20 protein-coding genes and 2 tRNA genes are annotated in these 23,875 nt (G+C 66.5%); 13 read left to right on the top strand and 9 right to left on the bottom strand.

The genetic code is table 11. The annotated features are described in order from the left end of the window. Positions 1-40: 40 nt before the first annotated feature. The 3 genes from ASC89_RS03445 to ASC89_RS03435 all read right to left on the bottom strand — a co-directional run bounded on the left by ASC89_RS03445 (position 41) and on the right by ASC89_RS03435 (position 3,636). Entirely contained in the window at positions 41-1,036 is a 996-nt protein-coding gene (locus ASC89_RS03445) for an ABC transporter permease (RefSeq protein ID WP_055873768.1), read from the bottom strand. After that, on the bottom strand, positions 1,036-2,526 hold the full coding sequence (locus ASC89_RS03440; protein WP_055873770.1) for a sugar ABC transporter ATP-binding protein: 1,491 nt from the start codon (positions 2,524-2,526) through the stop codon (positions 1,036-1,038). The genes ASC89_RS03445 and ASC89_RS03440 overlap by 1 nt, the downstream gene beginning before the upstream one ends. A 159-nt stretch (positions 2,527-2,685) precedes the next feature. After that, complete coding sequence (locus ASC89_RS03435; protein WP_055994576.1) at positions 2,686-3,636, bottom strand: substrate-binding domain-containing protein; 951 nt, start codon at positions 3,634-3,636, stop codon at positions 2,686-2,688. 281 nt (positions 3,637-3,917) lie between these two features. On the opposite strand from ASC89_RS03435, the gene ASC89_RS03430 reads away from it, so the two are divergent. After that, positions 3,918-4,937 carry a GntR family transcriptional regulator gene (locus ASC89_RS03430; protein WP_055873776.1) on the top strand — a complete coding sequence of 340 codons (1,020 nt, stop codon included), beginning with the start codon at positions 3,918-3,920 and terminating at the stop codon, positions 4,935-4,937. Between the two features lie 150 nt (positions 4,938-5,087). Next, positions 5,088-5,996, top strand: coding sequence for a glycosyltransferase family A protein (locus ASC89_RS03425; protein WP_082533150.1), 909 nt, complete (start codon positions 5,088-5,090; stop codon positions 5,994-5,996). 45 nt (positions 5,997-6,041) lie between these two features. On the opposite strand, the gene ASC89_RS03420 is transcribed toward ASC89_RS03425, so the two are convergent. The 3 genes from ASC89_RS03420 to ASC89_RS03410 form a co-directional block, all read right to left on the bottom strand. After that, complete coding sequence (locus ASC89_RS03420; protein WP_055994571.1) at positions 6,042-6,233, bottom strand: hypothetical protein; 192 nt, start codon at positions 6,231-6,233, stop codon at positions 6,042-6,044. Next, positions 6,230-7,285: an MFS transporter gene (locus ASC89_RS03415; RefSeq protein ID WP_055994568.1), complete on the bottom strand. Its 1,056-nt coding sequence runs from the start codon at positions 7,283-7,285 to the stop codon at positions 6,230-6,232. The genes ASC89_RS03420 and ASC89_RS03415 overlap by 4 nt, the downstream gene beginning before the upstream one ends. Before the next feature lie 276 nt (positions 7,286-7,561). Further along, on the bottom strand, positions 7,562-7,831 hold the full coding sequence (locus tag ASC89_RS03410) for a hypothetical protein (RefSeq protein WP_055873784.1): 270 nt from the start codon (positions 7,829-7,831) through the stop codon (positions 7,562-7,564). Between the two features lie 475 nt (positions 7,832-8,306). On the opposite strand from ASC89_RS03410, the gene ASC89_RS03405 reads away from it, so the two are divergent. Continuing rightward, positions 8,307-11,231, top strand: coding sequence for a BTAD domain-containing putative transcriptional regulator (locus ASC89_RS03405; RefSeq protein ID WP_055873787.1), 2,925 nt, complete (start codon positions 8,307-8,309; stop codon positions 11,229-11,231). A gap of 111 nt (positions 11,232-11,342) precedes the next feature. Here the strand turns inward: ASC89_RS03405 and ASC89_RS03400 are convergent. Further along, positions 11,343-11,419 (bottom strand) — tRNA-Pro (locus ASC89_RS03400). A 167-nt stretch (positions 11,420-11,586) separates the two neighbouring features. On the opposite strand from ASC89_RS03400, the gene ASC89_RS03395 reads away from it, so the two are divergent. After that, a tRNA-Gln gene (locus ASC89_RS03395) sits at positions 11,587-11,661 on the top strand. A 50-nt stretch (positions 11,662-11,711) separates the two neighbouring features. On the opposite strand, the gene ASC89_RS03390 is transcribed toward ASC89_RS03395, so the two are convergent. After that, entirely contained in the window at positions 11,712-12,572 is an 861-nt protein-coding gene (locus tag ASC89_RS03390; RefSeq protein ID WP_055994565.1) for an SDR family oxidoreductase, read from the bottom strand. Positions 12,573-12,699: 127 nt separating this feature from the next. Between ASC89_RS03390 and ASC89_RS03385 the strand changes: the two genes are divergently transcribed. After that, positions 12,700-13,104, top strand: a complete 405-nt coding sequence (locus tag ASC89_RS03385; RefSeq protein ID WP_055994562.1) for a helix-turn-helix domain-containing protein — start codon at positions 12,700-12,702, stop codon at positions 13,102-13,104. A 21-nt stretch (positions 13,105-13,125) separates the two neighbouring features. Here the strand turns inward: ASC89_RS03385 and ASC89_RS03380 are convergent, their stop codons facing one another. After that, positions 13,126-14,622: a CoA-acylating methylmalonate-semialdehyde dehydrogenase gene (locus ASC89_RS03380; RefSeq protein WP_055994559.1), complete on the bottom strand. Its 1,497-nt coding sequence runs from the start codon at positions 14,620-14,622 to the stop codon at positions 13,126-13,128. A gap of 92 nt (positions 14,623-14,714) precedes the next feature. Between ASC89_RS03380 and ASC89_RS03375 the strand changes: the two genes are divergently transcribed. From ASC89_RS03375 to ASC89_RS03340, 8 genes are all read left to right on the top strand, one after another. After that, positions 14,715-15,596 carry a LysR family transcriptional regulator gene (locus tag ASC89_RS03375; RefSeq protein ID WP_055994556.1) on the top strand — a complete coding sequence of 294 codons (882 nt, stop codon included), beginning with the start codon at positions 14,715-14,717 and terminating at the stop codon, positions 15,594-15,596. A 180-nt stretch (positions 15,597-15,776) separates the two neighbouring features. Continuing rightward, positions 15,777-16,805: a substrate-binding domain-containing protein gene (locus ASC89_RS03370; RefSeq protein WP_055994553.1), complete on the top strand. Its 1,029-nt coding sequence runs from the start codon at positions 15,777-15,779 to the stop codon at positions 16,803-16,805. Positions 16,806-16,862: 57 nt separating this feature from the next. Continuing rightward, a complete protein-coding gene (locus ASC89_RS03365) occupies positions 16,863-18,374 on the top strand; it encodes a sugar ABC transporter ATP-binding protein (RefSeq protein ID WP_055994550.1) in 1,512 nt (503 codons plus the stop codon). 64 nt (positions 18,375-18,438) lie between these two features. Further along, positions 18,439-19,362 carry an ABC transporter permease gene (locus ASC89_RS03360; RefSeq protein WP_200940413.1) on the top strand — a complete coding sequence of 308 codons (924 nt, stop codon included), beginning with the start codon at positions 18,439-18,441 and terminating at the stop codon, positions 19,360-19,362. Positions 19,363-19,387: 25 nt separating this feature from the next. Further along, a complete protein-coding gene (locus ASC89_RS03355; protein WP_055994547.1) occupies positions 19,388-20,365 on the top strand; it encodes a sugar-binding transcriptional regulator in 978 nt (325 codons plus the stop codon). Continuing rightward, positions 20,362-21,348 carry an aldo/keto reductase gene (locus ASC89_RS03350; RefSeq protein ID WP_055994541.1) on the top strand — a complete coding sequence of 329 codons (987 nt, stop codon included), beginning with the start codon at positions 20,362-20,364 and terminating at the stop codon, positions 21,346-21,348. Before ASC89_RS03355 ends, ASC89_RS03350 begins: the two co-directional genes overlap by 4 nt. After that, a complete protein-coding gene (locus tag ASC89_RS03345; RefSeq protein ID WP_055994538.1) occupies positions 21,345-23,060 on the top strand; it encodes a glycerol-3-phosphate dehydrogenase/oxidase in 1,716 nt (571 codons plus the stop codon). The genes ASC89_RS03350 and ASC89_RS03345 overlap by 4 nt, the downstream gene beginning before the upstream one ends. Next, a complete protein-coding gene (locus ASC89_RS03340; protein ID WP_055994535.1) occupies positions 23,057-23,875 on the top strand; it encodes a class I fructose-bisphosphate aldolase in 819 nt (272 codons plus the stop codon). The genes ASC89_RS03345 and ASC89_RS03340 overlap by 4 nt, the downstream gene beginning before the upstream one ends.

The following is a 23,875-nucleotide window of genomic DNA, read 5'->3' as shown; positions in this document are numbered from 1 at the left end:
GGATGACATCGAAACCTTGGGTGCCGCTGGTGGCAGACACTCACCGCTTGATGCCGCGCTCCAGCACCTGATTGAGCAGCACGGCGGCGAGGATGGTGGCGCCCGAAACGACGAGGCGCCAATACTCGGAGACGTTCATCAGCACCATGCCGTTGTTGATGCAGCCGAGGAACAGCACGCCGAGCAGGGTGCCCCAGATGCGGCCCTTGCCGCCGAAGAGGCTGGTGCCACCGATGATCACTGCGGCGATGACGTTGAGCTCCATGCCGGTGGCGGCAGTGCCGTTGCCCGAGCCGATCTGGCTGGCGATCAGCATGCCGCTGAGCGCGGTGAGCCCGCCGGTGATGGCGAGGGCCAGCGTCTTGGTGCCGTAGACGTCGATGCCCGATAGCCGCGAGGCCTCGGCATTGCCGCCGACGGCGTAAACGGCGCGGCCGAAGCTCGTGTATTTCATCAGCACATGCATGGCGGCGAACACCGCGAGGAAGAAGAATACGGGCGTCGGCACGCCGCCGACATTGCCGGCGCCGAGGAAGTTGAAGCCCTTGGGAAAGCTGGTGATAGGAAAGCCGCCCGAGATCAGGTTGGCGATGCCGCGCAGGCCCGCCAGCATCGCCAGCGTGGTGATGAAGCTCGGCACGTTGAACCATTGCCGCATCTTGCCGGTGAACACCCCGCAGCCGATGCCGACGGCGATGGCGGCCAGCGCGCCGATAGCGACGGCCGGCCAGGGGCCGATGCTGTCGGTGAGCGCGCCGCAGGTCCAGCCGAGGATGCAGCCGGCCAGCGCCGCACCGGCGCCGACCGAGAGGTCGATCTCGCCGGCGATGATCACCGCCGTCATACCGAAGGCAATGATCCCCAGCATGGAAACGGCGCGCAGCACATTGAGCAGGTTGGGCAGGCTGGCAAAGCCCGGCGCGGCGACGACCAGCACGAGGATCAGGGCGACGAGGATCAGCTCCATGACGAAGTAGCGCAGCATGGTGAGGCTGAGGCCGCCTCGCGGCGTGGTACGTTCGGCGTCGGCGCTCATCAGGGATGTCCCTCCATGCAGAGCTGGTAGAGTTCGGTGAGGTTGGTGGTCTCCGGCGTCACTTCGGCGACGAGGCGACCGTGATGCAGCACGAGGATGCGGTCTGCGACATCGAGCAGTTCCTCGAGTTCGCTGGACACGAAGATCGAGGAAAGTCCGGCTTCGGCCTCAGCCCACATGATCTCGAAGATCTGCTGCTTGGCCTGGAGATCGACGCCGCGGCTTGGCTCATCGAAGAACATCACTTTCGGCGCTGTGTTGAGCCAGTTGCCGATCACCACCTTCTGCTGGTTACCGCCCGAAAGGGTCGACACCGGCAGCCGCGGATCGGCCACCTTGATGCCGAGGTCGCGGATCTGGCGGGTGACCGACGGGGTTTCGCGGGCGCGATTGGTGAAACCGGCGCGGGCGATGCGATCGAGGCTGGCGAGGATCAGGTTGTCGTGGATGGCGGCCATCTGCACCAGCCCGACCTCCTTGCGGTTCTCGGGGGTGTAGCCGAGCCCCAGCGCCTTCATGCGCTTAGGGGTCGGCCGCTCGACACGCTGGCCGGCAAAGCTGATCTCGCCGCCCTCGAGCGGATCGGCGCCGAAGATGGCGCGCAGCACCTCGGTGCGACCGGCGCCGAGCAGGCCGGCCATCCCCAGCACTTCGCCGGGATAGAGCTCGAACGAGATGTCGGTGAAAGCCGGAGCTCGCGTCAGCTGGCGAACCGACAGCACCGGGTTGCTGCGGTTGACCGCCCGGCGGGCGGGGCGCGAGGCTTTCGCCACGTCGCCGAACATCATCTCGACGATCTTGGCTGGCGTCGCATCTGATATTTCGATGGTGCCGACATAGTGGCCGTCGCGGACCACGGTGCAGGTATCGGCCAGCTCGAACAGCTCGTTCATCCGGTGGGTGATGTAGATCACCGTCACGCCGCGCGCCTTGAGCCGGCGCACCAGATCGAACAGGTGCTGGACCTCGCGCGCCGCCAGCGCCGAGGTCGGCTCGTCGAGGATCAACACTGATGGGGCAAAGCTCATCGCCTTGACGATTTCGACCATCTGCTGCTGGCCCAGGCTCAGCGTCTCGACCAGCCGGCGCGGCTCGATCTCGAGCTCCATTTCGGTGAGCAGCGCGGCGGCCTGCCGGTGTAGTTCGCTCCAGTCGACAAAGCGGCCACGCCTCGGCAGCCGGCCGAGAAAGATGTTCTCGCCCACCGACAGAGAGGGCACCAGTGACAGCTCCTGGTGCACGGTGACGATGCCGACGGCAAAGGCCTCAGAGGGTGTCGCGAAGCTCACCTCGTGGCCATTCACCGACAGCGTGCCGGAGGTCGGCTGCACGGCGCCGGCGAGGATCTTGATGGCGGTGGATTTGCCGGAACCGTTGCGCCCCATCAGGGCGTGCACGCGGCCGGGCGCAAAGGCATGCGAGAAATGCGACAGCGCCAGCGTGCCGTCATAGGCCTTGCTGACATCGCGGAATTCGATGGCGCCGCGCATCCGGAGACTCCCGAGCCGAGGACGCCGCCGATCCCGGATCAGGATTGCGCTTCGTTGAAGCGCCATCCTGATCCAAGCCCTTGTTTTGTCGCGAGATCGAACCGGAAAAGTCTGCAACTTTTCCTAATCTCGCTCCAGAGGACCGGCGGCAGGGGCCGATTACTGCTTCACACTCGCCGCATAGGCCTTTACCGCCTCGAGGTCGTAGCGGGAAAGCGCCAGCGGCGGGATGTCGTAGGCCTTCTCGGTGGCCTCGCCCTTGGCGGCGGCGAGCGCCACGTCGGTGGCTTTCTTCCCCATCTCGAAGGGCTGCTGCGCCGTGGTGGCGATCAGCACATTATCCTCATCGAGCAGGAACCCGGCCAGCTGCTCCGAGCCATCGGTGCCGAATACGAACACCTTGCCCTGCAGCCCCGCGGCGCGCACCGCCTGCACCGCGCCGACGGTGCCGCCTTCGTTGGCGGCATAGATCACCTGCAGCCCGGGATTGGCGGTGAGGATGTCGGTGGCGACGGTCACGGCGTTCTCGGCGAGCCAGGCATCCTGCGTCGCGACGATATCGAGTTCGGCGCCGGCCTTGGCCTTTTCAAGGAAGCCATTGGTGCGGTCGTCGCTCATCTGCTGCAGCTGCGAGCGGAAGCCGAGCAGCGCCACCTTGGCCTTGCCACCGAAAGTCTCGGTGATGAAGCGGGCCGCCGCCTCGCCGGTGAAGCGGCCGATATCGAGCTGGCTGGTGCCGATATCGGCAACCTGGAAATCGGAATTGATCGAGGTGCCGTAGAGCACCACTTTGACGCCAGCGTCACGGGCGCGCTCGAGCGCCGGGATCGACGCATCGCCATTGAGCGGGGCGAGGACGATCGCCTTGGCCCCGCGGGCGATGAAGGTGTCGACCAGCTCGGCTTCCTTTTCGAGCTTGTTCTCGGAATTGCCCTGCAACAGCGTCGCGCCGCCATCCTTGGCGCTCTGCTCCATGCCGAGCTGGATGCCGCGGAAGAACTGATCCTGCTGGAAGATCATGCCGCCGATCACCGTCTCCTGCGCCGCTGCGGCGCCGGACAAAAGGGTAGCGAGGCCGGCCGAGGCCAGCACCAAACGTGCGAACTTCATCGAAACTCTCCTCCGGCGTCCGGGGGAACGCCATGTCACGGCCGGCAAGGCGGCCGCCTCCCTCGTCGCTTCCTCCAGCGACGGCAACACTCTTGCAAATCGCTGCGACGAGAGTCAATGCATATTGCATGCAGAGTGCGTCACGATAGAATGGTGCGCGCCAAGCAATACAGCGCGCTGCCCAAAGCGCGATGGTGGGCGGGGATCGGCGACTTATGGATATTGCAAGCAGTTGCCGGAAATATGCGATCTTCGGCGCCGACTGACAGAGGGGCACCCAAATGGTAGAACGACGCCCGATGTCGCCCAAGCCCGAAGCGCCGCTGTACCAGACCATCTATACGGTGCTCCGTGAGCACCTCGAAGCGGGGGCGTTTCCGGCTGGGCTGGTGCTCGGCGAGGCCAATGTGGCGCGGGCCTTCAAGGCGAGCCGCATCCCCGCGGCCGCCGCCCTGAAGCGGCTGAGCGACGAAGGGCTGATCGGCAGTTTTGCCGGACGCGGCTTCATTGCCCGCGGCGGCGAGACGGCGCCAAAACCGCTGCGGCTCGAGCTCAGCGAAGCGGGCCTGGTGCTGCCGGCGGCGCTGGAGGCCGACGGCTCGCCGCGTAATATCGGGCTGAAGATTTATCCCGAGGTCGAGCACGCCGTAGCCGCCAGCCTCGCCTATGGTCGGTTCATGCTGAACGAATCGGCGCTGGCCGAGCATTACGGGGTCAGCCGGACCATCGCGCACGAAGTGCTGACCCGGCTGGCCCGCACCGGCATTATCGTCCAGGAGGCCAACCAGCGCTGGTATGCCGGGCCGCTGACCGCCGAATCGATCCGCGAGCATTACGAGATGCGCTGGATTCTCGAGCCGGTAGCGCTGCGCCAGGCGTTTCCGAAATTCACCGAGGCGGAGCTGACCGCCCGCCGCGACCGGGTGATGCGGGCGCAGGGCGGCGATCGCGGCATCATGGAGCTCGAGGGGATCGAGCAGGACCTGCACATCGACACCGTAGCCCGCTGCAATAACCGGCAGCTGCTGCAGGCGGTGCAGCGCAGCCAGCTGCTGCTGATCGCCACGCACGCCACCTTCCGCAGCCACCGCACCGGCACCGAAATCTCCACCATGCTGGAGGAGCACCGGAGCATCTACGACCTGCTGCTCGACGGCGATCTCGACAGCGCCTGCCGCATGCTGGAGACGCATCTGCACCGCTCGATGCACCCCAATATCGAGATGATCGCCCGGCTCGGCCCGATGCCGGAGGCAGCGCGGCTGCCCTACCTGACGCCGGTGGACCGCGGCGCAAGCTGAGGCAAGCCGCATTGGATGTATCGTCAAGTAACGGATGACGCGGTAAGCGGCCCGACGCCCCCCGGACATTTGCCCCCAGCATCGTGGACAGAATCAGCGACTGCTGGTCCACATCTGGCACAATAGTACCGCCCGGACGCCTCGCCTTCGATGATCAACCAACAGGTATACATCTACGACCGGAGCCTCAGGGGGACCTCGAGTCGAGTCACGCCCGACCGCCTGATTGCCACCACGGGCAGCACGACGGGGCCGCTGGTTTCATGCCTTATGGTAACGCGGGGCGATGTTGCCCGGGTCCGCGCCTCGATCGGCTATTTCAGCAGGCAGACTTATCGTAACAAAGAGCTGATCGTCGTCTGCGGCACGACGACTGCCGCGCTGCAGCATCTCGTCGAGCAGAGCGGAGCCGACGTGCGTCTCGTCCCCGCCGACCGGCAACTATCGCTCGGGCTGCTCAGAAACGTCAGCGTAGATCAGGCGCGGGGCGAGATCGTCTGCGTGTGGGACGATGACGATATCTATGGTGTCCATCGCCTTGAGCGTGGCGTCGGGGCGCTGCTGCAGGCCAGGGCCGATGCCGTCTTCCTGCGGCAACTATGCCTGTGGTCGCCCCACGAGAGGCTGCTGAGACTGTCGAATACACGCGTCTGGGAAGGCTCGATGATCGCCTTCAAGAACGTGCTGCCCCGCTATCCGGATGCTGCCCGGGGTGAAGATACGGCGCTGGTCGAGGCAATGCTCCAGGCGCGCTCATTGGCGCTGTTGGATGACCCGCTGTCCTACTGCTACTGCATCCACGGCCAGAACACCTCCGGCGCGCCACTCTTCCAGGGCATTTTCAACGATGCGAGTCTCAAGTTCAGCTATGGCAGGGCGCTCGCGGCGTTTTCGGCGCTCCTCGCGTTTGACGAGCACCCGGCTTTCGGCGAGCCGGACCGCAAGCTGCTCGCCGAGAACGCCGGCGATGTCGGCCAGTTGCGGCGTCTGGAGACCTATGTGGGCGTCAACCAGTTCCTGCGGCGCCTGCGCTACCGCTTCAAACGCCGTGCGGCATAGCGGCCGGCCGTGCTCGTGGGCCAATGAAACCGCCTCACCGCAGCGCTAGGCCGACGCATCGGTCGGCATCGCAGCGCCGCGGAAACGTGAGAGCAGCAGCACCGTCCCGGTCCCCAGCATCGTCGCTCCGGCAATGGCCAACGCCGTGCGGTCGCCGAACTGCAGGGCCAACCAGCCGCCGAACGGGGCGGCCAGCGCGATGAGGCCCCAGTTGATCGAACGGATGGTGGTGTTCATTCGTCCCGCAACCGCGAGGGCGTCACGGCGTTGCGGAAACTCATCTCCAGCGGGCCGCGCAAGCCGAAGCCGACGCCGTAGACGAGCTGCGCCGCGATGAGCGCATAGAGCGCGAGCCCCGATTGTGGCGCTGCCGCCACCAGCAGCCACCCCGCCCCGGTCAGGTAATCGCAGAAGAGGATCGCCTTGCCGGTCCCGAATACTCGCGCCGCCCACTCCGCCAATCCGGCCCCCAGCACGCCGGCCAACCCCGCTACCCCCAGGGTCAATCCGACGGCGCCGGCATCGAGCCCGAGCTTGGTCGCATGGAAGATGTAGACCGTGCCGGCGATCGCATTGGCGATGAACCAGGCATGGAGGCAAAGCGCGTAGGGCGCGAGGAAGGGGTGCCGGTAGACCCAGGCAATCCCCTCCCTGAGATCGGCGCCGACCGAGGCTGGCGTCCGCTGCTCGGATGGCTGCGGATCCGGAACGCCGGCGAGCAGCACTGCCGAGGCGGCGTAGGTGAAAGCGTTGATCAGCATGGTGACCGGGGCCCCGACCACCCCCGCCAGCAGGCCGGCGAGCAAGGGCCCCAGCGTCTGCGCGGCGGTGTAGGTCTGGGTCATGACCACGCTCCCCGAGGCCAGGAGGTTCGGCGGCAACAGGTCGGCGGTGAACGATTGATGCGCCCCGCCCTGCAGCACCGCCGCGGTGCCGAGCAGGAACACCAGCACCGCCAGCCCCAGTGGCGAGAGCGCCCCCAGGATGCCGAGCCCGGCGATCGCCAGCAGCAAAAGGCAACTTGCAATATCGGTGGCGATCAGCAGCTTCCTGCGCCGCACCCGATCGACGATCACCCCCGCCGCCAGGCCGAACAGCAGCGAGGGCAGCCACTGCGCCGACCGGACCCAGCCGATCTCCAGCTGATCGGCGTCGAGGGCGTGGATCAGCAACAGTTGCAGCGACAGACCGAAAATGAACGTCCCGAACGTCGACAGCCCGTCCGCAAGCCACAGGCGCACGAAGCCGGGATAGCGCAGCAACTGACCAAATGAGGACCGCTCAACCATAGGTGCCCATCTCACACACTGCCGGTCAGCGTGTCGGATTCGTAATGGTCGCCGCAAGGGGCATCCGAGGGTGCATGCTGCCTTGTCGCGAGGGGCTTTTGATGGGTGAAACGCGGCAGCCTCAACTTGGCCCCGGCAGGTCGCAGCGCCGTAACGCTCGCCTCACGGCCTGCGACTTAGCCTGAAACTCGGCCAGGACCCCTGTTGCGCCGGGCCTGCAGCCGGCCGCTTGAAGCCACCCGAGCGCCGGCTGCGTCACTTCGGCGGAAACGCGTGTTATCGCGATGGCGCCGGAACGGCACTCGGCGTTGCGACCGATCCATCGTGATAGAGCAGCACGCGCTCTTCATCGCCGTCGGGGTTGAGGTATGAAACTTCCGCGAGGATGTTTTTCGGCTCACCTAACAGATAGGGCCTGGTCCGCATGACCCTTTCGGCCGCCGCGATGGGGTGGGCGGCGATGGCCCGCACCGGTTTGGCGAAAGCAACCCCGCCACTTCCACCGATATAGCGCGCCACCTGGAAGGCGAACTGAACGTCACCCATTGACGCCTCCCCACGAACGCCCCTGACGGGTGCGCAGGATTGCTGTGCCATAGCGCTCGCATGCATAGGCGGCGAGAATGAAACTCATGGTGCCTACCTCCTTCCGTCGCGACAATTCGGCCAGGGACGATGAGGCAGATCCGCTGCTAGGCGCATGCGCCACACCGTTGCCGAGGCCTGGAAAGACCTCGACAAGCCGGGATGATCACGTCGCGAGCTGTGGCCCGCCAGCGGCGCAAGCAATTGCAGATGCCACTCTTCAGGCTGCACGCCAGAACGGCATCGGGCATTAAAGATATGGCGCAGACGTAATGGCCACGTGATCCCGGCATGCGAGCAACGTGATTTGCCCGTGAATTTCTGTCTGCTACGGTTCACTTCTTCGATCGAGCAGTGAGCGAAACGGCCTGTGACCTCGCCCCATCTGTATCTCAATCTCCTGGGCCCGTTCGAAGCTCGGTCTCAAGATGGACGCGTGATCGAGCTCAGGCTCAAGACGGCGCGTCTTGTGCTGGCTTGGCTGGCGCTCCGCCCACGGCAAAGCGGCAGTCGCGAAGAGATTGCGGCCCTGCTGTGGAGCGAACGGAGCGAGGCCCAGGCCTACCAGAGCCTGCGCCAGACCCTGGCCGTGCTTCGGCGGTCCCTCAATGCAGAGGCCAGCGAGGTGCTTGAGGTCGATCGTGAAAAGCTGAGCTTTGCCTCGGGCATGGTGCAGTCGGACGTCGCATTGCTTGAGGTCGAGGTCGACAGCACCGTTGAGGTGCTGGAGCGGGCGGTGGCGCAATACAAGGGAGAATTCCTCGAGGGCTTGAGCATTCGCGATCCGCTTGGCCAGCAATGGCTCGAGGCCCGGCGCGCCGAACTCCGGGGGATCGCGACCAAACGCTTCGAATGGCTGCTTACGGCCTACGAGCGGGCGGCACGCCATAAGGATGCCGAACCGATCGCGGCCCGCCTGGTCGAGATCGACCCGCTTGCCGAACCAGGGCATCGGGCCTTGATGCGGGCGCACCTGGCCGCAGGTGAGCGGGCCCTCGCCGTGCGGCAATACCAGCGTTGTCGCGATATCCTGTTGCGCGAACTGTCGGTCGAGCCGGCGGCCGAGACCAAGGCATTGCTGCGGCTGGCGGCCGACCCGGCGCCATATCATCTGGATGCCGCGCCTGCGGTGCGCGACCAGTCCCTCGGCCGGACGCCGCAAGCGCACAACCTGCCGCGGCAGATGACCTCGCTGGTCGGTCGCGACGAGGAGGTGGAGGAGGTTCTCGCCCGCCTCCGCCGCTACCGGCTGGTAACGCTTACCGGCCCCGGTGGCGCGGGCAAGACCCGCATGGCCGTTGAAACCGGCTTCCGGCTCGCCGGGGGATATGCGGATGGGGTCTGGCTGGTCGAACTGGCCGCGATTGCCGACCCACAACTGGTTGGGGAAGCGTTGTGCGGTGCCTTGGGGGTGCCCGTGGCTGGCGATCGGCCGGCCATCGAGAGCGCCATCGCCCACTTGCATCAGCGGGACGTGCTGCTCATCCTCGACAATTGCGAGCACCTGATCGCAGCCTCGGCGCGGCTCGTCGAGATGCTGCTGGGCGCCTGCCCATCGGTTTCGATCCTGGTGACCAGCCGCGAGAGTCTGTCGGTACCCGGCGAGAGCCAGTATCGGGTGCCGAGCCTCGCCTATCCAGCCCGCCCGGAGGCAATAAGCCCGACGGTCGCGGTCGCGCACAGCGCCGTGCAGTTATTCGTCGATCGTGCCGCCGCGATAGTCGATGGGTTCGTGCTCGATGAGGGCAATGCGCCCGCTATCGCCAGCATCTGCAAGCAGGTCGACGGCATCCCCCTGGCCATCGAGCTGGCGGTTGGGCGGCTCAAAATGATGGGGCCCGATTGGCTGGCCAGCAATCTCAGCGCGTCGTTCATGACGCTGCGCCGGTCGACCAGGGCCGGCCCCCGACATCACCAGACCCTGCGCGCCATGCTCGACTGGAGCTACGATCTGCTGCCCACCGAAGAACAGGCGCTGCTGCGCCGGCTTGCGGTGTTCGCCGGCGGCTGCTCGCTGGCATCGGCGATGCGGGTCGCCAGCGGCGCGCCGATTGCAGAGGATGAAGTGTTCGACCTGTTATCCTCGCTGGTGGAAAAGTCGCTGGTCGCAGTGGACCTGACGGAAGCCGAGCCGCGTTACCGCCTGCTCGAGACGACGCGCAGATATGCCCTGGACAAGCAGGGCGATATTGGCGAGCCGGGTCGGCAGCGCGAGCTCGCGGCCTACCTGATTGATCGGTTCACCGAGGGCCGGGAGACCTGGCCCAGGACGCCAACCGCCACCTGGCTGGGTCGGTATGAGCCGGAACTCGACAATGTGCGTGCCTCACTGGAATGGGCCTTTGGAGCTGAAGGCGAGGCAAAGCTCGGCGTTCAGCTTGCCACGCTGAGCCTCCGGCTCTGGGATGAGCTCTCGCTGTTCCGTGAACGCGAGCGCTGGAGCGAAGTGGCGATGCTCCAGATCGACCAGGGTACGCCGCCCGACATCGCAGGGCGGCTCTATCTGTCGAAGACCTCCAACAGCGCGCATGGCGATCACTCTGGCTTTGCCTTTGCCGATCAGGCGGTGCAGCTGTTCCGCTCCGCCGGCCGCGATCTCGATCTCGGCGAAGCCCTGGCCCGCGCCGGGGCCGCGCTGCTGACCATGGAGACAATCGGAAAAGCGCTGCCGTATCTCGAAGACGCCCTGAAGGTGCTTGAGCCGCTCGGTCCGACCAAACCGCTGGCGAGTTGCCTCCGCTCCAAGGGTGTGGCGGCGTATCTGGGTGGCGACGTCGCGGCGGCGCGAACCTTGATCGGACGATCCATGGCCGTGTGCAGGAGCGTCGGCGATTCCCGGGGTGTGGCGAGCGCGCAAATCGCGCTGGCAGAAATGGACTTCATCGCCGGCGAGGTCGCGAGTGCCATCACTGGGATCCAACGTATGCTCGGCGGCCCGGACCATAACCGCCGACAGGCCACCTTGGGCCTCAGCAACCTCGCCTCATACCTGCTTTCGGATGGCAAGCTGGAACCGGCGCGCCAATCCGCAATCGAGAGCTTGCGAGAGGCGAGAGCCCTCGGCTGGCCAGCAGCAATCGTGCGTGCCGCGGAACACCTGGCCCTGGTGGCCGCCCTCGAAGGAGAAGCCGAGCTCGCCGCCCGGCTGCTCGGGTTTACCGAGGCGTTCTACGCCAAAGGCAACGCCAGCCGGGAATGGACCGAGCAGGTCACCCACCAACGCCTGGTGGCCGAACTGTCCCAGCGGCTGTCGCCACCACGCCTGAGCGCTGCCATGCAGGACGGCGCTGGCTGGAGCGAGCAGCAGGCGATCGAGGCGGCAATGGTCGTCGGCCAGGGGTCGCGCGTGGCGGAGGTTTAGGGCGCGCCGGAAACGAGTCCGGCATCGGCGGCTGTGAGGCAGTGCTCAGTGTCTGTCCAACGCCCATGCCGCCGAAGAAAAACCCCGACCTCTTGCGAGGCCGGGGTTGATTGGTCGGAGTAGAGTGATTCGAACACTCGACCCCCTGCTCCCGAAGCAGGTGCGCTACCAGGCTGCGCTATACTCCGTCAGATTGCCTCTGGACCCGTGGTGCCGAACTCCGGGACGGTGCGGCGGGCGGCCAGTGGCTAACGAGGCGCGTTATAGACTCGGTCCCGAGGCAACTCAAGCGCCTAACTGCGGCGATTTCCGATTGGTTGCGTCGGTATTGTGAAGCGTGTAGGAACGCGCGCGTTGGGGCGTCGCCAAGTGGTAAGGCAGCGGTTTTTGGTACCGCCATTCCTAGGTTCGAATCCTAGCGCCCCAGCCAGTCCAACGGAAGTGAGCAAGATGAGCGGCTTGACCCTTGTTTTGCGGTCCTCAGTTCACCGATGGTTTGAAACGCTCTGACACCAGGTCGCGGAGCTCCCGCGGCGGTCTCCCGGCCAGCTTCTCGATGTCCCCCGTGACGATGTCGAGGGCGCCATCGGCGAAGATGCTCTGGATGCCGACCACGGCGCTGGCGACGAAATCGGGAAGGCCGGCCTCGATCATTCCGGCCCGGAGAGTCTCGGCCGGGACCGTGATGTAGCCGAGGGGCTTGCCCATCACCTCCGAGATGAGGGCAGCCCGCTCAGCCCCGGTATAGCTACGTGAACCCGTGGCGTTGTAGATGGCGCCGGCATGGCCGTCGCCTGTCAGAATGCCGGCTGCCGCTGCCGCGATGTCGTCGCGCGAGACGAATGCAACGCGATTCTCGGCGATGCCGGCGAGGGCGCCCTGCGCTGCCGACGTCTGCACTTCGTCGAGGAGGCTTTCCGCGTAATAGTTCATCCGCAGCACGGTCCACTTCGGCGCCGTCTTGATCAGCTCCTGCTCACCCCGCCAGTAGGATGCTCCAATGGCGGGCTCCTCCTCCTCGCGCGTCCCCGCGGCGGACATCAGCACGATGTGCTTCACTCCGGCTGCGACCGCCCCGCGGATGCCGGCGATATTCTGATCGCCCCGCATGCCCGGACGCATGTCGCTGGTCGGGATGAGCAGCAGACGGTCGAGGCCTGCATAGGCCTTGGCCAGAGTCTCCGGCCGGTCGTAGTCGCCCAGCCGGCCTTCTACACCTATTGGCGCCTGCTCGGGCGTCCGCGATATGGCGATGAGCCTGTGTCCCGGAGCGCGGGCCTGTAGCTCGCGCAGAACTGCCTGGCCGAGCTTGCCGCTCGCGCCGCCTACACCGATATTCATGCTGGAACCTTCCGTTACGAACCTTTAGTGCGTAGCGATATGATGGTAACCGGAATATCGCGCAAGAACGGTCAGAACTGATCGTCACGATCACGGGTGACCGTACCCGGCGGCCGAGGAGAGCCAAATGCCCCAGCCCAACCTGCAGCCGATCGAGATCGACTACGCGGCCGAGGGCGCGGCCAACTGCAAGGCCCTGGGACAAATCCTGGACCGGGTCGGAGACAAGTGGACGATCATGGTGGTGGGCGTGCTGTCCGGCGGCACCATGCGGTTCAATGCTCTGCAGCGGGCGATACCTGGTGTCTCCCATCGGATGCTGGCGATGACGCTTCGCGGGCTGGAACGCGACGGCCTGGTGAAACGCACTTCGTTTGCGACCATTCCACCGCGCGTCGACTACGAACTGACCGAGCGCGGCCACTCGCTGCACGTGCCACTGTTGACCTTGGCAGCCTGGGCAAGGTCGCAGCAGAGCGGCATAGCCGCATCCCGGCAGCAATACGACGTGCAGGCAGAGCAAGCCGACTGAGGACGGGGTCGGAGCGTCCGCTCAGGCCATGGTCGGCATCTGATACTGCGCGCCGTTGCGGATGCCGGAGGGCCAGCGGGCGGTGACCGTCTTGGTGCGGGTCCAGAAGCGGATCGAGTCGGTGCCGTGCTGGTTGAGATCACCGAATGACGAAGCCTTCCAGCCGCCGAACGAGTGGTAGGCGAGCGGCACGGGGACCGGCACGTTGATGCCGACCATGCCGATATTGATGCGCGAGGCGAAGTCGCGGGCGGTGTCGCCGTCGCGGGTGAAAATGGCGACGCCGTTGCCATAGGCGTGGCGCATGGGCAGGCCGAGGGCTTGCTCGTAATTGTCGGCGCGGACCACCGAGAGCACCGGGCCGAAGATTTCTTCGCGGTAGATATCCATCTCCTCGGTGACGTGGTCGAACAGCGTCGGGCCGACGAAAAAGCCGTGCTCGTAGCCCTGCAGACGGAAACCGCGGCCATCGACCGCCAACTCGGCGCCCTGCGCGATGCCGCTTTCGATGTAGCGGAGGACGCGCTGCTGCGCTTCGCGGGTGACGAGCGGTCCCATCTCGGAGGCCGGGTCGCTGGCTGGACCAACGCGCAGCGCTTCGATCCGTGGCTTCAGCGCGGCGACCAGGCGGTCGCCGGTGTCGCGGCCGACCGGGACGGCGACGGATACGGCCATACAGCGCTCGCCGGCTGAACCATAGCCGGCCCCCATCAGGGCGTCGGCGGCCTTGTCCATGTCGGCGTCGGGCATGACGATCATGTGGTTCTTGGCGCCGCCGAAGGCCTGCACCCGCTTGCCGCCGGCGGCCGCCTGCGCATAGACGTAACGAGCGATCGGGGTCGAGCCGACAAAGCTGACGGCCGCGATATCGGGATGCGCGAGCACCGCATCGACCGCCGCCTTGCCGCCGTTGACGACATTGAGCACGCCTGGAGGCAGACCGGCTTCGAGCAGCAGCTCGGCGAGCCGCAACGGTACCGATGGGGCACGCTCGGAGGGCTTGAGGATGAAGGCGTTGCCGGCGGCGATGGCCGGGGCGAACATCCAGAGCGGGATCATGGCCGGGAAATTGAACGGGGTGATGCCGGCGCCCACCCCAAGCGGCTGGCGCATCGAGTACATGTCGATGCCGGGGCCCGCGCCTTCGGTGAACTCGCCCTTCAGCAGATGAGGCACGCCGGCGACGAACTCGGCGACCTCGAGGCCGCGGAGGATATCGCCCCTCGCGTCCTCGATGGTCTTGCCGTGCTCGAACGACAGCAGTTCGGCAAGGGCATGCATCTCACGGTTGAGCAGCGCCACGTAGTTGAAGAATACCCGCGCCCGCCGCTGCGGATTGGTCGCCGCCCATATCGGCTGCGCCGCCACGGCGCTGGCGACCGCAGCGTCGATTTCGGCGCCCCCGGCCAGCGCGACACGCGCCGTGATCTCACCGGTGGCCGGATTGAAGACCTCGGTGAACGCCGCCGCGCTGCCCGGGACGTGGTTGCCGGCGATGAAATGACCGATGGTGCGCATGGATCCTCCTTGTTGCCAGGCGGTCATCGCTCTACGCTTGGTGCGCAGCAACCTCCAAGATTCCACATCCGTTGTGCAAGGACTCACCTTCGATGAACTGGGACGACGTCCGGGTATTTCTCGCGGTGGTGCGCAACGGACAGCTGCTCGGGGCTGCCCGGGCGCTCGGGATCAATCACGCCACGGCGGCGCGCCGGATCGATGCGCTGGAGGCAGCGCTGTCCACCACGCTGCTGGTGCGGCGGACCAACGGCACCAGCCTCTCGGCCGAAGGCGAAAGATTCCTGCCCTTCGCCGAGCGCATGGAAAGCGAGATGCTGGCAGCCCAGGAAGCCGTGGCGGCGCGTGACCTGGCGTTGAGCGGCACTGTCCGCATCGGGGCGCCGGACGGGTTCGGCGTCGGCTACCTGGCGCCGCGACTCGGCGCGCTGGCCGAGCAGCACCCGGGACTGCGGCTCGAGCTGGTGCCGGTGCCGCGCACCTTCTCGCTGTCGCGGCGGGAGGCCGATATCGCGGTGACGCTGGAGCTGCCGCGTGAGGGCCGGCTCAAGGCGCGAAAGCTGGTGGACTATACCCTCGGGCTCTACGCCTCGGCGGCGTACCTCGCCAACCGCCCGGCCCCGGCAACGACCGAGGAGCTGCGCCAGCACCGGCTGGTCGGCTATGTCGACGACCTGATCTTTTCGCCGGCGCTCGACTATACCACCGAGGTGCTGAAGGGCTGGACTTCGGACCTTTCAGTGTCTTCCGCCCTCGGCCAGTTCGAGGCGGTGCGGGCAGGCGCGGGCATCGGCATCCTCCACAGCTTCATGGCGCGTCGCGATGCGACGCTCCAGCGCGTGCTGCCCGAGATCGTGCTGCAGCGCGCCTATTGGCTGGTGGTGCATGAAGACCTCAGGGCGCTCAGGCGGGTGGCGGTGGTGGCCGATTACCTCGCCGGGATCGTTGCCGCGGATCGGGCGATTTTCAGCTGATCCGCCGATCATTCTTGCAATAAATTTCAATCACTGAATTATCTTGACGGTCAATTCGGGCCTGCGCAATGGTCGCGACGCCACGGGTTCGGAGGAGCCCCGGCTTCCAGATATCGACCACCGGCCAGCGGGCCGGCGGCACCAAACCGTTGGAGCTGGCTTCGGCCAGAGGGAGGAAACTTGCGCAAAATTCTGAGCACGCTCGCGATCGCAGCGGCTGCCCCGGTCCTGATGGCCGGTTACGCCATTGCCGAAACCGCCAACCCGTTCAAGTGCGAGCCGGGTGAGAAATACGTGATGAACGTCATGGTCTCGGGGGTCGAGTACTGGTTCCCGGTCTACGAGATGTTCAAGCAGGCCGGCCAGCAGTTCGGCTGCGAGACCGCCTATACCGGCACGCCCGAATACGACGTCAACAAGCAGATCGCCAGCTTCGACCAGGCGCTGGCACAGAACCCGGCCGGCATCCTGGTGCACCCGATGAACTCCGACCCGTTCATCGAGCCGATCAACCGCGCCGTGGACCAAGGCACGGCAGTCGTGACCTTCGCAGCAGATTCGCCGAACTCGAAGCGCGTCAGCTTCATCACCTCCGACAACCTCGCCGAGGGCACGTATGCGGCAGACGCCGTAGCCGAGGCCATGGGCGGCAAGGGCGAGTACGCGGTGCTGGAGAACCCCGGCCAGGACAACCACGACAAGCGCGTCGCGGCGTTCATCGCCCGCATGGAAGCCAAGTGGCCGGACATGAAACTGGTCGGCCGCGCGGCGTCGAACCAGGATCCGACCAAGGCCTACCAGGCGGTGCTGAGCCTGATCCAGGCCAACCCGGAGCTCGGCGCGGTGTTCATGCCGGAAGCCAATTCGGCGATCGGCGCGGCGCAGGCCAGCAAGGAGAATGGCGGCAAGGTTCGCGTCATGCTGGCCGACGTCAACGCCAACATCCTCGACATGATCAAGGCCGGCGAGATCTTCGGCTCGGTGAACCCCAACCAGGGCATGCAGGGCTATATGGGCTTCATGCTGCTGTGGCTGGCCAACCACCCAGACCTGATCGACCCGATGAACGATACCGCCCGCTCGGGCAAGAACGGCATGGCCGTGCCGTTCGTCGACAACGGCTTCTCGATCGTTACTGCCGAAAACGCCGACGACTTCTACTGGGACAAGTACCTGAAGCGCCGCGGCACCAAGGGCATCGAAGAGTAACAGGCGACAACCGGGGCGCCTGCGGGCGCCCCGGACTTTTCTTTAGGGGAGGACGATATGAGTGGCGGCAACGTCCTCGAAATCCGCAAGGTTTCCAAGCATTTCGGCGCCGTGCAGGCGCTGGCCGAGGTCGACTTCACGCTGGAGCGCGGCGAGATCCATGCGCTCTGCGGCGAGAATGGCGCCGGCAAATCGACGCTGATGAACATCATCGCCGGCATCCTTGCCCCATCGAGCGGCGAAATCCGGCTCGAGGGCCTGCCGGTCCATATCGGCTCGCCGGCTGAGGCGCAGCGGCTCGGCATCGGGCTGGTGCACCAGGAAATCGCGCTCTGTAAGGACGCGACGGTGGCCGAAAATATCCTGATGGCGGCGACCAACGCCCGCCGCGCCCCGCTGATGAATTTCGCCGAGCTCAACCGCACTGCCCAGAAGGTGATGAACCGGCTGGCGCCGATCCCGGTGACGCGGCGGGTTGGCGCGCTCTCCATTTCCAACCAGCAACTGGTCGAGATCGCCAAGGCGCTGACGCTCGACTGCCGGGTGCTGATCTTCGACGAGCCGACCGCGGCGCTGACCGAAGCCGAGACGCAGGCGCTGTTCGGCATTATCCGCGGGCTCAAGCAGCGCGGCATCTCGATCATCTACATCTCGCACCGCATGGCCGAAATCTTCGCGCTGTGCGACCGGGTCACGGTATTCCGCGACGGGCGGTACGTGTCGACCGACCGCGTTGCCGAGGTGACGCCGGACCACGTGGTGCGCCGCATGGTCGGCCGCGAAATCACCCAGCTCTACCCCGAAAAGCTAACGGTAGCGCCTGGCGCGCCGCTGCTCGAAGTTGAGCGGCTCAGCGATGGCGCGCAGTTCAGCGACGTCTCGTTCACGCTCAGGCGCGGAGAAATCCTCGGGCTCGGCGGCCTGATCGGCGCCGGCCGGACGGAGATCGCGCTCGGCGTCTGCGGGCTCGCGCCCACCACCCAAGGCAGCATCCGCGTCGACGGCAAGCCGGTCGCCATTGCCGACTACACCGACGCGATCCGAGCGGGCATCGTCTACTTGTCGGAAGACCGCAAGCACTCGGGCGTGTTCCTCGACCTCTCGATTGCCGCCAATGTCTCGGCGCTCGACCTGAGAAAACTGACGCGGAACGGGCTGGTCGATCGCCGGCTCGAGCTGACGCAGGCGATCACCCTCTGCACCCGGCTGGGGGTGAAGATGGGCGCCATCGGCGATCCGGTCTCGTCGCTCTCGGGCGGCAACCAGCAGAAGGTGGCGATCGCCAAACAGCTGTCGGTGAAGCCACGGGTGATCATCATGGACGAGCCGACCCGCGGCATCGACGTGGGCGCCAAGTCCGAGATCCACAAGCTGCTGCGCGAGCTGGCGGCGGATGGCGTCGGCATCATCGTCATCTCATCGGAGCTGCCCGAACTGATCGGCGTCAGCGACCGGGTGATCGTCATCCGCGGCGGCCGGATCGCCGGCGAGGTTACTGGAGCAATGACCGAGGAGGCGGTGATCCGCCTCGCCTCGGGTGTAGGAGGGAATTTCGCCGATGTCGCTTAGCAAAGAGGAAGAGCTGGTCGCGCCGCCGGTGCGGGGTGGGCTGTCGCTCGGGCGGTTCGGCGCGATGCGCGAGGCCGGCCTGATCGTCATCATCCTCGCGCTCTGCGTGGCGATGAGCTTTGCCTCACCGCACTTCGCGACGTGGGGCAATGTGCGCGCCATGCTGATGAGCTTTTCGATCGAAGGCATCGTCGTGGTCGGCATGACGGTGCTGCTGATCGTCGGCGGCATCGATCTGGCGGTCGGCTCGGTGGTCTGCTTCGCCATGGTGGTCGGCGGCTCGATGTTCCTGATGGGGCTCGACCCGTGGACCGCGAGCCTCATCGCCATCGCCGCCAGCGCCCTGGTCGGCGCCGGCATGGGCTTTTTCGTCACCGTCGTCGGGCTCAACCACTTCATCACCTCGCTCGCTGCGATGGTGATCGTCCGCGGCCTCTGCCTCGTCATCACCAAGGGCACGCCGCTGTCGCTGTTCACCCTGCCGCCCGAGTTCAAGGCGATCGGCCAGGGCGAGTTCCAGGGCGTGCCCTACGTGATCATCATCTTCGTCGCGATCGTCGTGCTGTTCGATTTCCTGCTGCGCCGCGCCACGGCGTTCCGCAAGGTGTTCTACACCGGCTCGAACGAGAAGGCGGCCGAGTATTCGGGCATCCGCACCCGGCAGGTGAAGTTCTGGGTGACGGTGCTGTGCTCGACGCTCGCCGGGCTCGCCGGGGTCATCTACATGAGCCGGTTCGGCGCGGCGACACCGACCTTCGGGGTCGGCATGGAGCTCAACATCATCGCCGCAGCGGTAATCGGCGGCGCCTCGCTCACCGGCGGCGCCGGCACCATCTTCGGCGCCATCCTCGGCATCGCGCTGCTCTCGGTGGTGACCTCGTCGCTGATCCTGCTCGATGTGTCGGTCTATTGGCAGGACATGATCAAGGGCTGCATCCTCTTGGCTGCCGTCTCGATCGATCATTTCCTCAACCGCCGGAAATCCTGACCTCCCGGCGAGAGAAAGTACTCCCATGGCCCCCAGTTCCACCCGCGACGACATCGCCGCAGCCCGGCAGATGCATCAGGCGCTCGTCATGCACTTCGTCGAAGGCCAGACCCAGGCGGAGATCGCGACGGTCCTCGGCATCAGCCACGCCACCGTCAACCGGCTGATCAAGCGCGGCCGGGCGCTCGGGCTGGTCGAGATCAAGATCAAATCGCCGATCGAGCACCTGGTCGGCATCGAGGAACAGCTCTGCGCCATCGGCGGCATCAGCCGGGCCCTCGTCGCGCCGACAGTGTCGGACAATCCGCAGACGACGCTGCAGAGCGTCGGCACGGTGGCGGCGAACCTGGTGCTCGATCTGATCAAGGATGGCGACCGGCTCTGCGTCACCGGCGGTAAGGGGCTGAGCGCCCTGATTGCCGGGATCAAGCCACCCCGCCGCTATGATGTCGAGGTGGTGCCGGCGACCGGCCTGGTGCAGGGCAAGCACTATACCGACGTCAACCACATCGCGACGACGCTGGCCGACAAGCTGGGCGGCCGCGCCTACCAGATGCACGCGCCGCTGTTTGCCGACAGTGAGGCGGAACGCAGCATGGTGATGAGCATGCGCTCGGTGGGCGAGGTGTTGCGGCGAGCCCGCGAGGCAGACCTCGCGATCGTCGGCATCGGCTCGATCCTCAGCGACGATTCCAGCTATTACGACCTGCTGCCCGGCTCGTCGGACGACCGGCGGGATATCGAGCGCTCGGGGGCGGCGGGCGAATTGCTGGCCCACCTGATCGACGGCGAGGGACGACTCGCCGACTACGCGCCCAACCGCAACCTCGTGGCGCTGACGCTCGAAGAGCTGGCCGGCATCCCGCACGCCATCGGCGTCGCCAGCGGCCCCAACAAGGCCGCGCCGATCCTCGCCGCCATGCGCGGCAACCATCTCGACACGCTGGTGACCGACGAGGCCACCGCCCGCAGCGTCATTGCACTTTCCGAGGCCCATTCGTGACTCAGCTTACTCGCCTGATCGGCCGCTCCGGCATTCCTGCATCGGCCGTCGGCCTTGGCACCTGGGCCATCGGGGGCTGGATGTGGGGCGGCACCGACGAAGCCGCCGCCATCAAGGCGATCGAAGCTTCGATCAACGCCGGCATTTCGCTGATCGATACCGCCCCGGCTTACGGCCTCGGCCGCAGCGAGGAGCTGGTCGGCGCGGCGATCCGCGGCAAGCGCGATCAGGTGGTGATCGCCACCAAATGCGGGCTCAACTGGCAGCACGGCAAGGGCAACCACTTCTTCGACGAAGCCGGCAAGCCGGTGCACCGCTATCTGGGCGCCGACGGCATCGCCTGGGAGGTCGAGCAGAGCCTCAGGCGCCTCGGCACCGACCATATCGACCTCTACATCACCCATTGGCAGGACCCGACCACGCCGGTTGCCGAGACGATGGCGGCGCTGCTCGAGCTGAAGCAGGCGGGCAAGATCCGGGCGATCGGGGCGAGCAACCTCGATGCCGCGGAGCTCTCGAGTTACGTGGACGCCGGCCAGCTCGACGCCATAGAGGAGCGCTACTCGATGCTCGATCGCGGCATCGAGCAGACGCTGTTGCCGATCGCGACACGGCACCAGGTCGCGACGCTCAGCTATTCCTCGCTGGCACTGGGGCTGCTCACCGGCACGGTGTCGGCAGAGCGCCAGTTCACCGGCGACGACCAGCGCCGCGACGACCCGCGCTTTTCCGTCGAGAACCGGCGCCATGCGCAGGCCTTCGCGGCAGAGATCGCGCCGCTCGCGGCAGCGAGGAACGCCAGCGTGGCGCAGTTGGTGATCGCCTGGACGCTGCAGCAGCCCGGCATCACGTTTGCGCTCTGCGGGGCGCGCAACCCGGCGCAGGCGATCGACAATGCGCGCGCCGGTGAACTGGTGCTCGGCGGCGACGAGCTGGCGGTGATCGACCGGGCGGCGGCAGCACATCTCGTGGCCATCGCATGAACCGGGCGGACAGCATCGCGCGGCTCAAGGCCCGGCCCGCCATGTCGGTGCTGGTGATCGGCGGCGGCATCAACGGCATCTCGGTCTATCGCGAGCTCGCCCTCAACGGCGTCGACGTGGTGCTGGCCGAAAAGTCCGACTTCTGTTCGGGAGCGAGTGCGGCGCTGTCGCGCATGGTGCATGGCGGGCTGCGCTATCTCGAGAATGGCGAGTTCAAGCTGGTGCGCGAGAGCCTCCTGGAGCGCGACCGGCTGCTGAAGAACGCGCCACATTTCGTGGCGCCGCTGCCGACCACGGTGCCGATCTTCGATACGTTCTCGGGGCTGCTCAACGGCGCCTTCCGCTTCCTCGGGCTGACCCGGCAACCGGCAAGGCGCGGCGCGGTGGTGATCAAAGCCGGGCTGACGCTCTATGACCTGTTCACCGGCGGCCGGCGCGCCCTGCCCGCGCATGAGTTCCGCTCGCGCGGCGCAACGCTGAAGCGCTGGCCGGCGCTCAACCCGGCGGTCACCGCATCGGCGACCTATTTCGACGCCTGGGTGAGCCGGCCGGAGCGGCTCGGCATCGAGATGCTGCGCGATGCGGCGGGTGACAATGCCATTGCGCTCAACCACGCGGAGATTGCCCGCGAGGCTGGCGGGCTCGTCTTGCGCGACCGCATCGACGGCACGAGCGTACCGATCGCGCCGCAGCTGATCGTCAACGCCACCGGCGGCTGGATCGACCTCACCAATGCCGCCATCGGCGCCAGCAATGCCCCGATGCTGGGCGGCACCAAGGGCTCGCACCTGGTGGTCGCCAATGCCGAGCTCACCCAGGCGCTCGACGGGCACATGGTCTATTACGAGAACGAGGACGGCCGGATCTGCATCGTCTTTCCCTATCTCGGCAATGTGCTGGTTGGCTCGACCGACATCCGCGTCGACGATCCGGACAGCGTGCGCTGCGACGATGACGAGCGCGACTACATCCTCGCCTCGCTGGCGCAGGTGTTCCCGACCATCCGCGTCGCGCATGACGAGATCGTCTTCCGCTTTGCCGGCGTGCGTCCGCTGCCGGCCAGCGCCGACAGCGTTACCGGGCGCATCCCGCGCGATCACTTCTGCCAGATGGTCGAGGGCGCGATCCCGACGCTCTGCATGATCGGCGGCAAGTGGACCACCTTCCGCTCCTTCGGCGCGCTGGCCGCCGATATGGTGCTCGAGCGCCTGGAGCTGGTCCGCACTGCCGATACCGAGGACCTGCCGATCGGTGGCGGCCGCGACTTTCCGGCCGATCCCGGCGTGTGGTCGGCGACGGTGGCCGCTGACACCGGCGTTGCGCCGGGGCGCGTCGCGCAACTGCTGGAACGCTATGGCACCGGAGCAAAGCCGGTGGCCATCGAGATCGGCAGCGGGAGCGACCAGCCCATCCCGGGCACCAGCTATTCGCGCCGCGAAATCGACCACCTGATCCGTACCGAACAGGTGGAGACGCTCTGTGACCTGCTGCTGCGCCGCACCACCATCGCCATTACCGGCGCGCTGTCGATGGCCGCCATCGACGCGACGCTGGCGCAGCTGGGCCAGCTGAAGGGCTGGGACGCCGCCCGGCGCGCAGCAGCCCGCGCCGCATGTCTCAGCGAGCTCGCCGATCGGCATGGGCTCGACGAAGCCACCCTCATTTCTCGCAATCCGGGGACCGCCGAATGGCAAACCACAAAGTCCGCATGAACCGCCTGTTCGGCCAGGGCCGCTGCCTCGATGTCGCCATCGACCATGGGGTGTGCAACGAGCCGAGCTTCCTCGACGGCCTCGAGAATATGCCAGCCGTTGTCTCCGCGCTGGTCGCGGCAGGGCCGGACGCCATCCAGATGAATTACGGCCAGGCCGACCTGCTGCAGGAAATGCCGGGCAAAGAGAAGCCGGCGCTGGTGATGCGGCTCGACATGGGCAACCCCTACAACAAGCAGCGGCACCGCTCGATGTGGGCGCTGTTGCAGAACGAGGCCGAACCGTTGATCGGTGCGCTGCAGCTGGACGCCGCGTGCGTCGTGGTGAACCTCTTCATGCTGCCCGACGAGCCGGACCTGTTCCGCCAGTGCGTCGCCAACATTTCGCGGGTGCGGGCCGAGTGCGAGAAATACGGCATGCCGCTGATGATCGAGCCGCTGGTGATGCAGGGCAATTCCGAGCGCGGCGGCTATATGGTGGATGGGGACGCCGAAAAGATCGTGACGCTGACCCGGCTGGCCCGCGAAATGGGCGCCGACATCATCAAGGCCGACCCGACCAACAATGCCGAGGATTTCCACTGGGTGGTCGAGGCGGCGCGCTGCCCGGTGCTGGTGCGTGGCGGCGGCAAGGAGGACCTTCGCGCCGTGTTCGACAAGTCGGCGGCGCTGATGCGGCAGGGGGCTCTCGGCATGGTCTATGGCCGCAACATCTACCAGCACGCCAACCCGGCCGCCGTGGTGCGCGGGCTGATGGCCATCATCCACGACAACGCCAGCGGCGGCGACGCCTGGGCGCGCTACCAGCAGGGCTGA

The sequence above is a fragment of the Devosia sp. Root413D1 genome (genome assembly GCF_001425235.1).
GTDB lineage: Bacteria > Pseudomonadota > Alphaproteobacteria > Rhizobiales > Devosiaceae > Devosia_A.
Note: the sequence above shows the minus strand (reverse complement) of the source record. Positions and strands in the feature narration are given on the sequence as shown.

Coding starts and splice junctions, on each gene's coding strand:
- ASC89_RS03445 (WP_055873768.1), bottom strand. CDS start 1,036: ATGAGCGCCGACGCCGAACGTACCACGCCGCGAGGCGGCCTCAGCCTC.
- ASC89_RS03440 (WP_055873770.1), bottom strand. CDS start 2,526: ATGCGCGGCGCCATCGAATTCCGCGATGTCAGCAAGGCCTATGACGGC.
- ASC89_RS03435 (WP_055994576.1), bottom strand. CDS start 3,636: ATGAAGTTCGCACGTTTGGTGCTGGCCTCGGCCGGCCTCGCTACCCTT.
- ASC89_RS03430 (WP_055873776.1), top strand. CDS start 3,918: ATGGTAGAACGACGCCCGATGTCGCCCAAGCCCGAAGCGCCGCTGTAC.
- ASC89_RS03425 (WP_082533150.1), top strand. CDS start 5,088: ATGATCAACCAACAGGTATACATCTACGACCGGAGCCTCAGGGGGACC.
- ASC89_RS03420 (WP_055994571.1), bottom strand. CDS start 6,233: ATGAACACCACCATCCGTTCGATCAACTGGGGCCTCATCGCGCTGGCC.
- ASC89_RS03415 (WP_055994568.1), bottom strand. CDS start 7,285: ATGGTTGAGCGGTCCTCATTTGGTCAGTTGCTGCGCTATCCCGGCTTC.
- ASC89_RS03410 (WP_055873784.1), bottom strand. CDS start 7,831: ATGGGTGACGTTCAGTTCGCCTTCCAGGTGGCGCGCTATATCGGTGGA.
- ASC89_RS03390 (WP_055994565.1), bottom strand. CDS start 12,572: ATGAATATCGGTGTAGGCGGCGCGAGCGGCAAGCTCGGCCAGGCAGTT.
- ASC89_RS03385 (WP_055994562.1), top strand. CDS start 12,700: ATGCCCCAGCCCAACCTGCAGCCGATCGAGATCGACTACGCGGCCGAG.
- ASC89_RS03380 (WP_055994559.1), bottom strand. CDS start 14,622: ATGCGCACCATCGGTCATTTCATCGCCGGCAACCACGTCCCGGGCAGC.
- ASC89_RS03375 (WP_055994556.1), top strand. CDS start 14,715: ATGAACTGGGACGACGTCCGGGTATTTCTCGCGGTGGTGCGCAACGGA.
- ASC89_RS03365 (WP_055994550.1), top strand. CDS start 16,863: ATGAGTGGCGGCAACGTCCTCGAAATCCGCAAGGTTTCCAAGCATTTC.
- ASC89_RS03360 (WP_200940413.1), top strand. CDS start 18,439: ATGCGCGAGGCCGGCCTGATCGTCATCATCCTCGCGCTCTGCGTGGCG.
- ASC89_RS03355 (WP_055994547.1), top strand. CDS start 19,388: ATGGCCCCCAGTTCCACCCGCGACGACATCGCCGCAGCCCGGCAGATG.
- ASC89_RS03345 (WP_055994538.1), top strand. CDS start 21,345: ATGAACCGGGCGGACAGCATCGCGCGGCTCAAGGCCCGGCCCGCCATG.
- ASC89_RS03340 (WP_055994535.1), top strand. CDS start 23,057: ATGAACCGCCTGTTCGGCCAGGGCCGCTGCCTCGATGTCGCCATCGAC.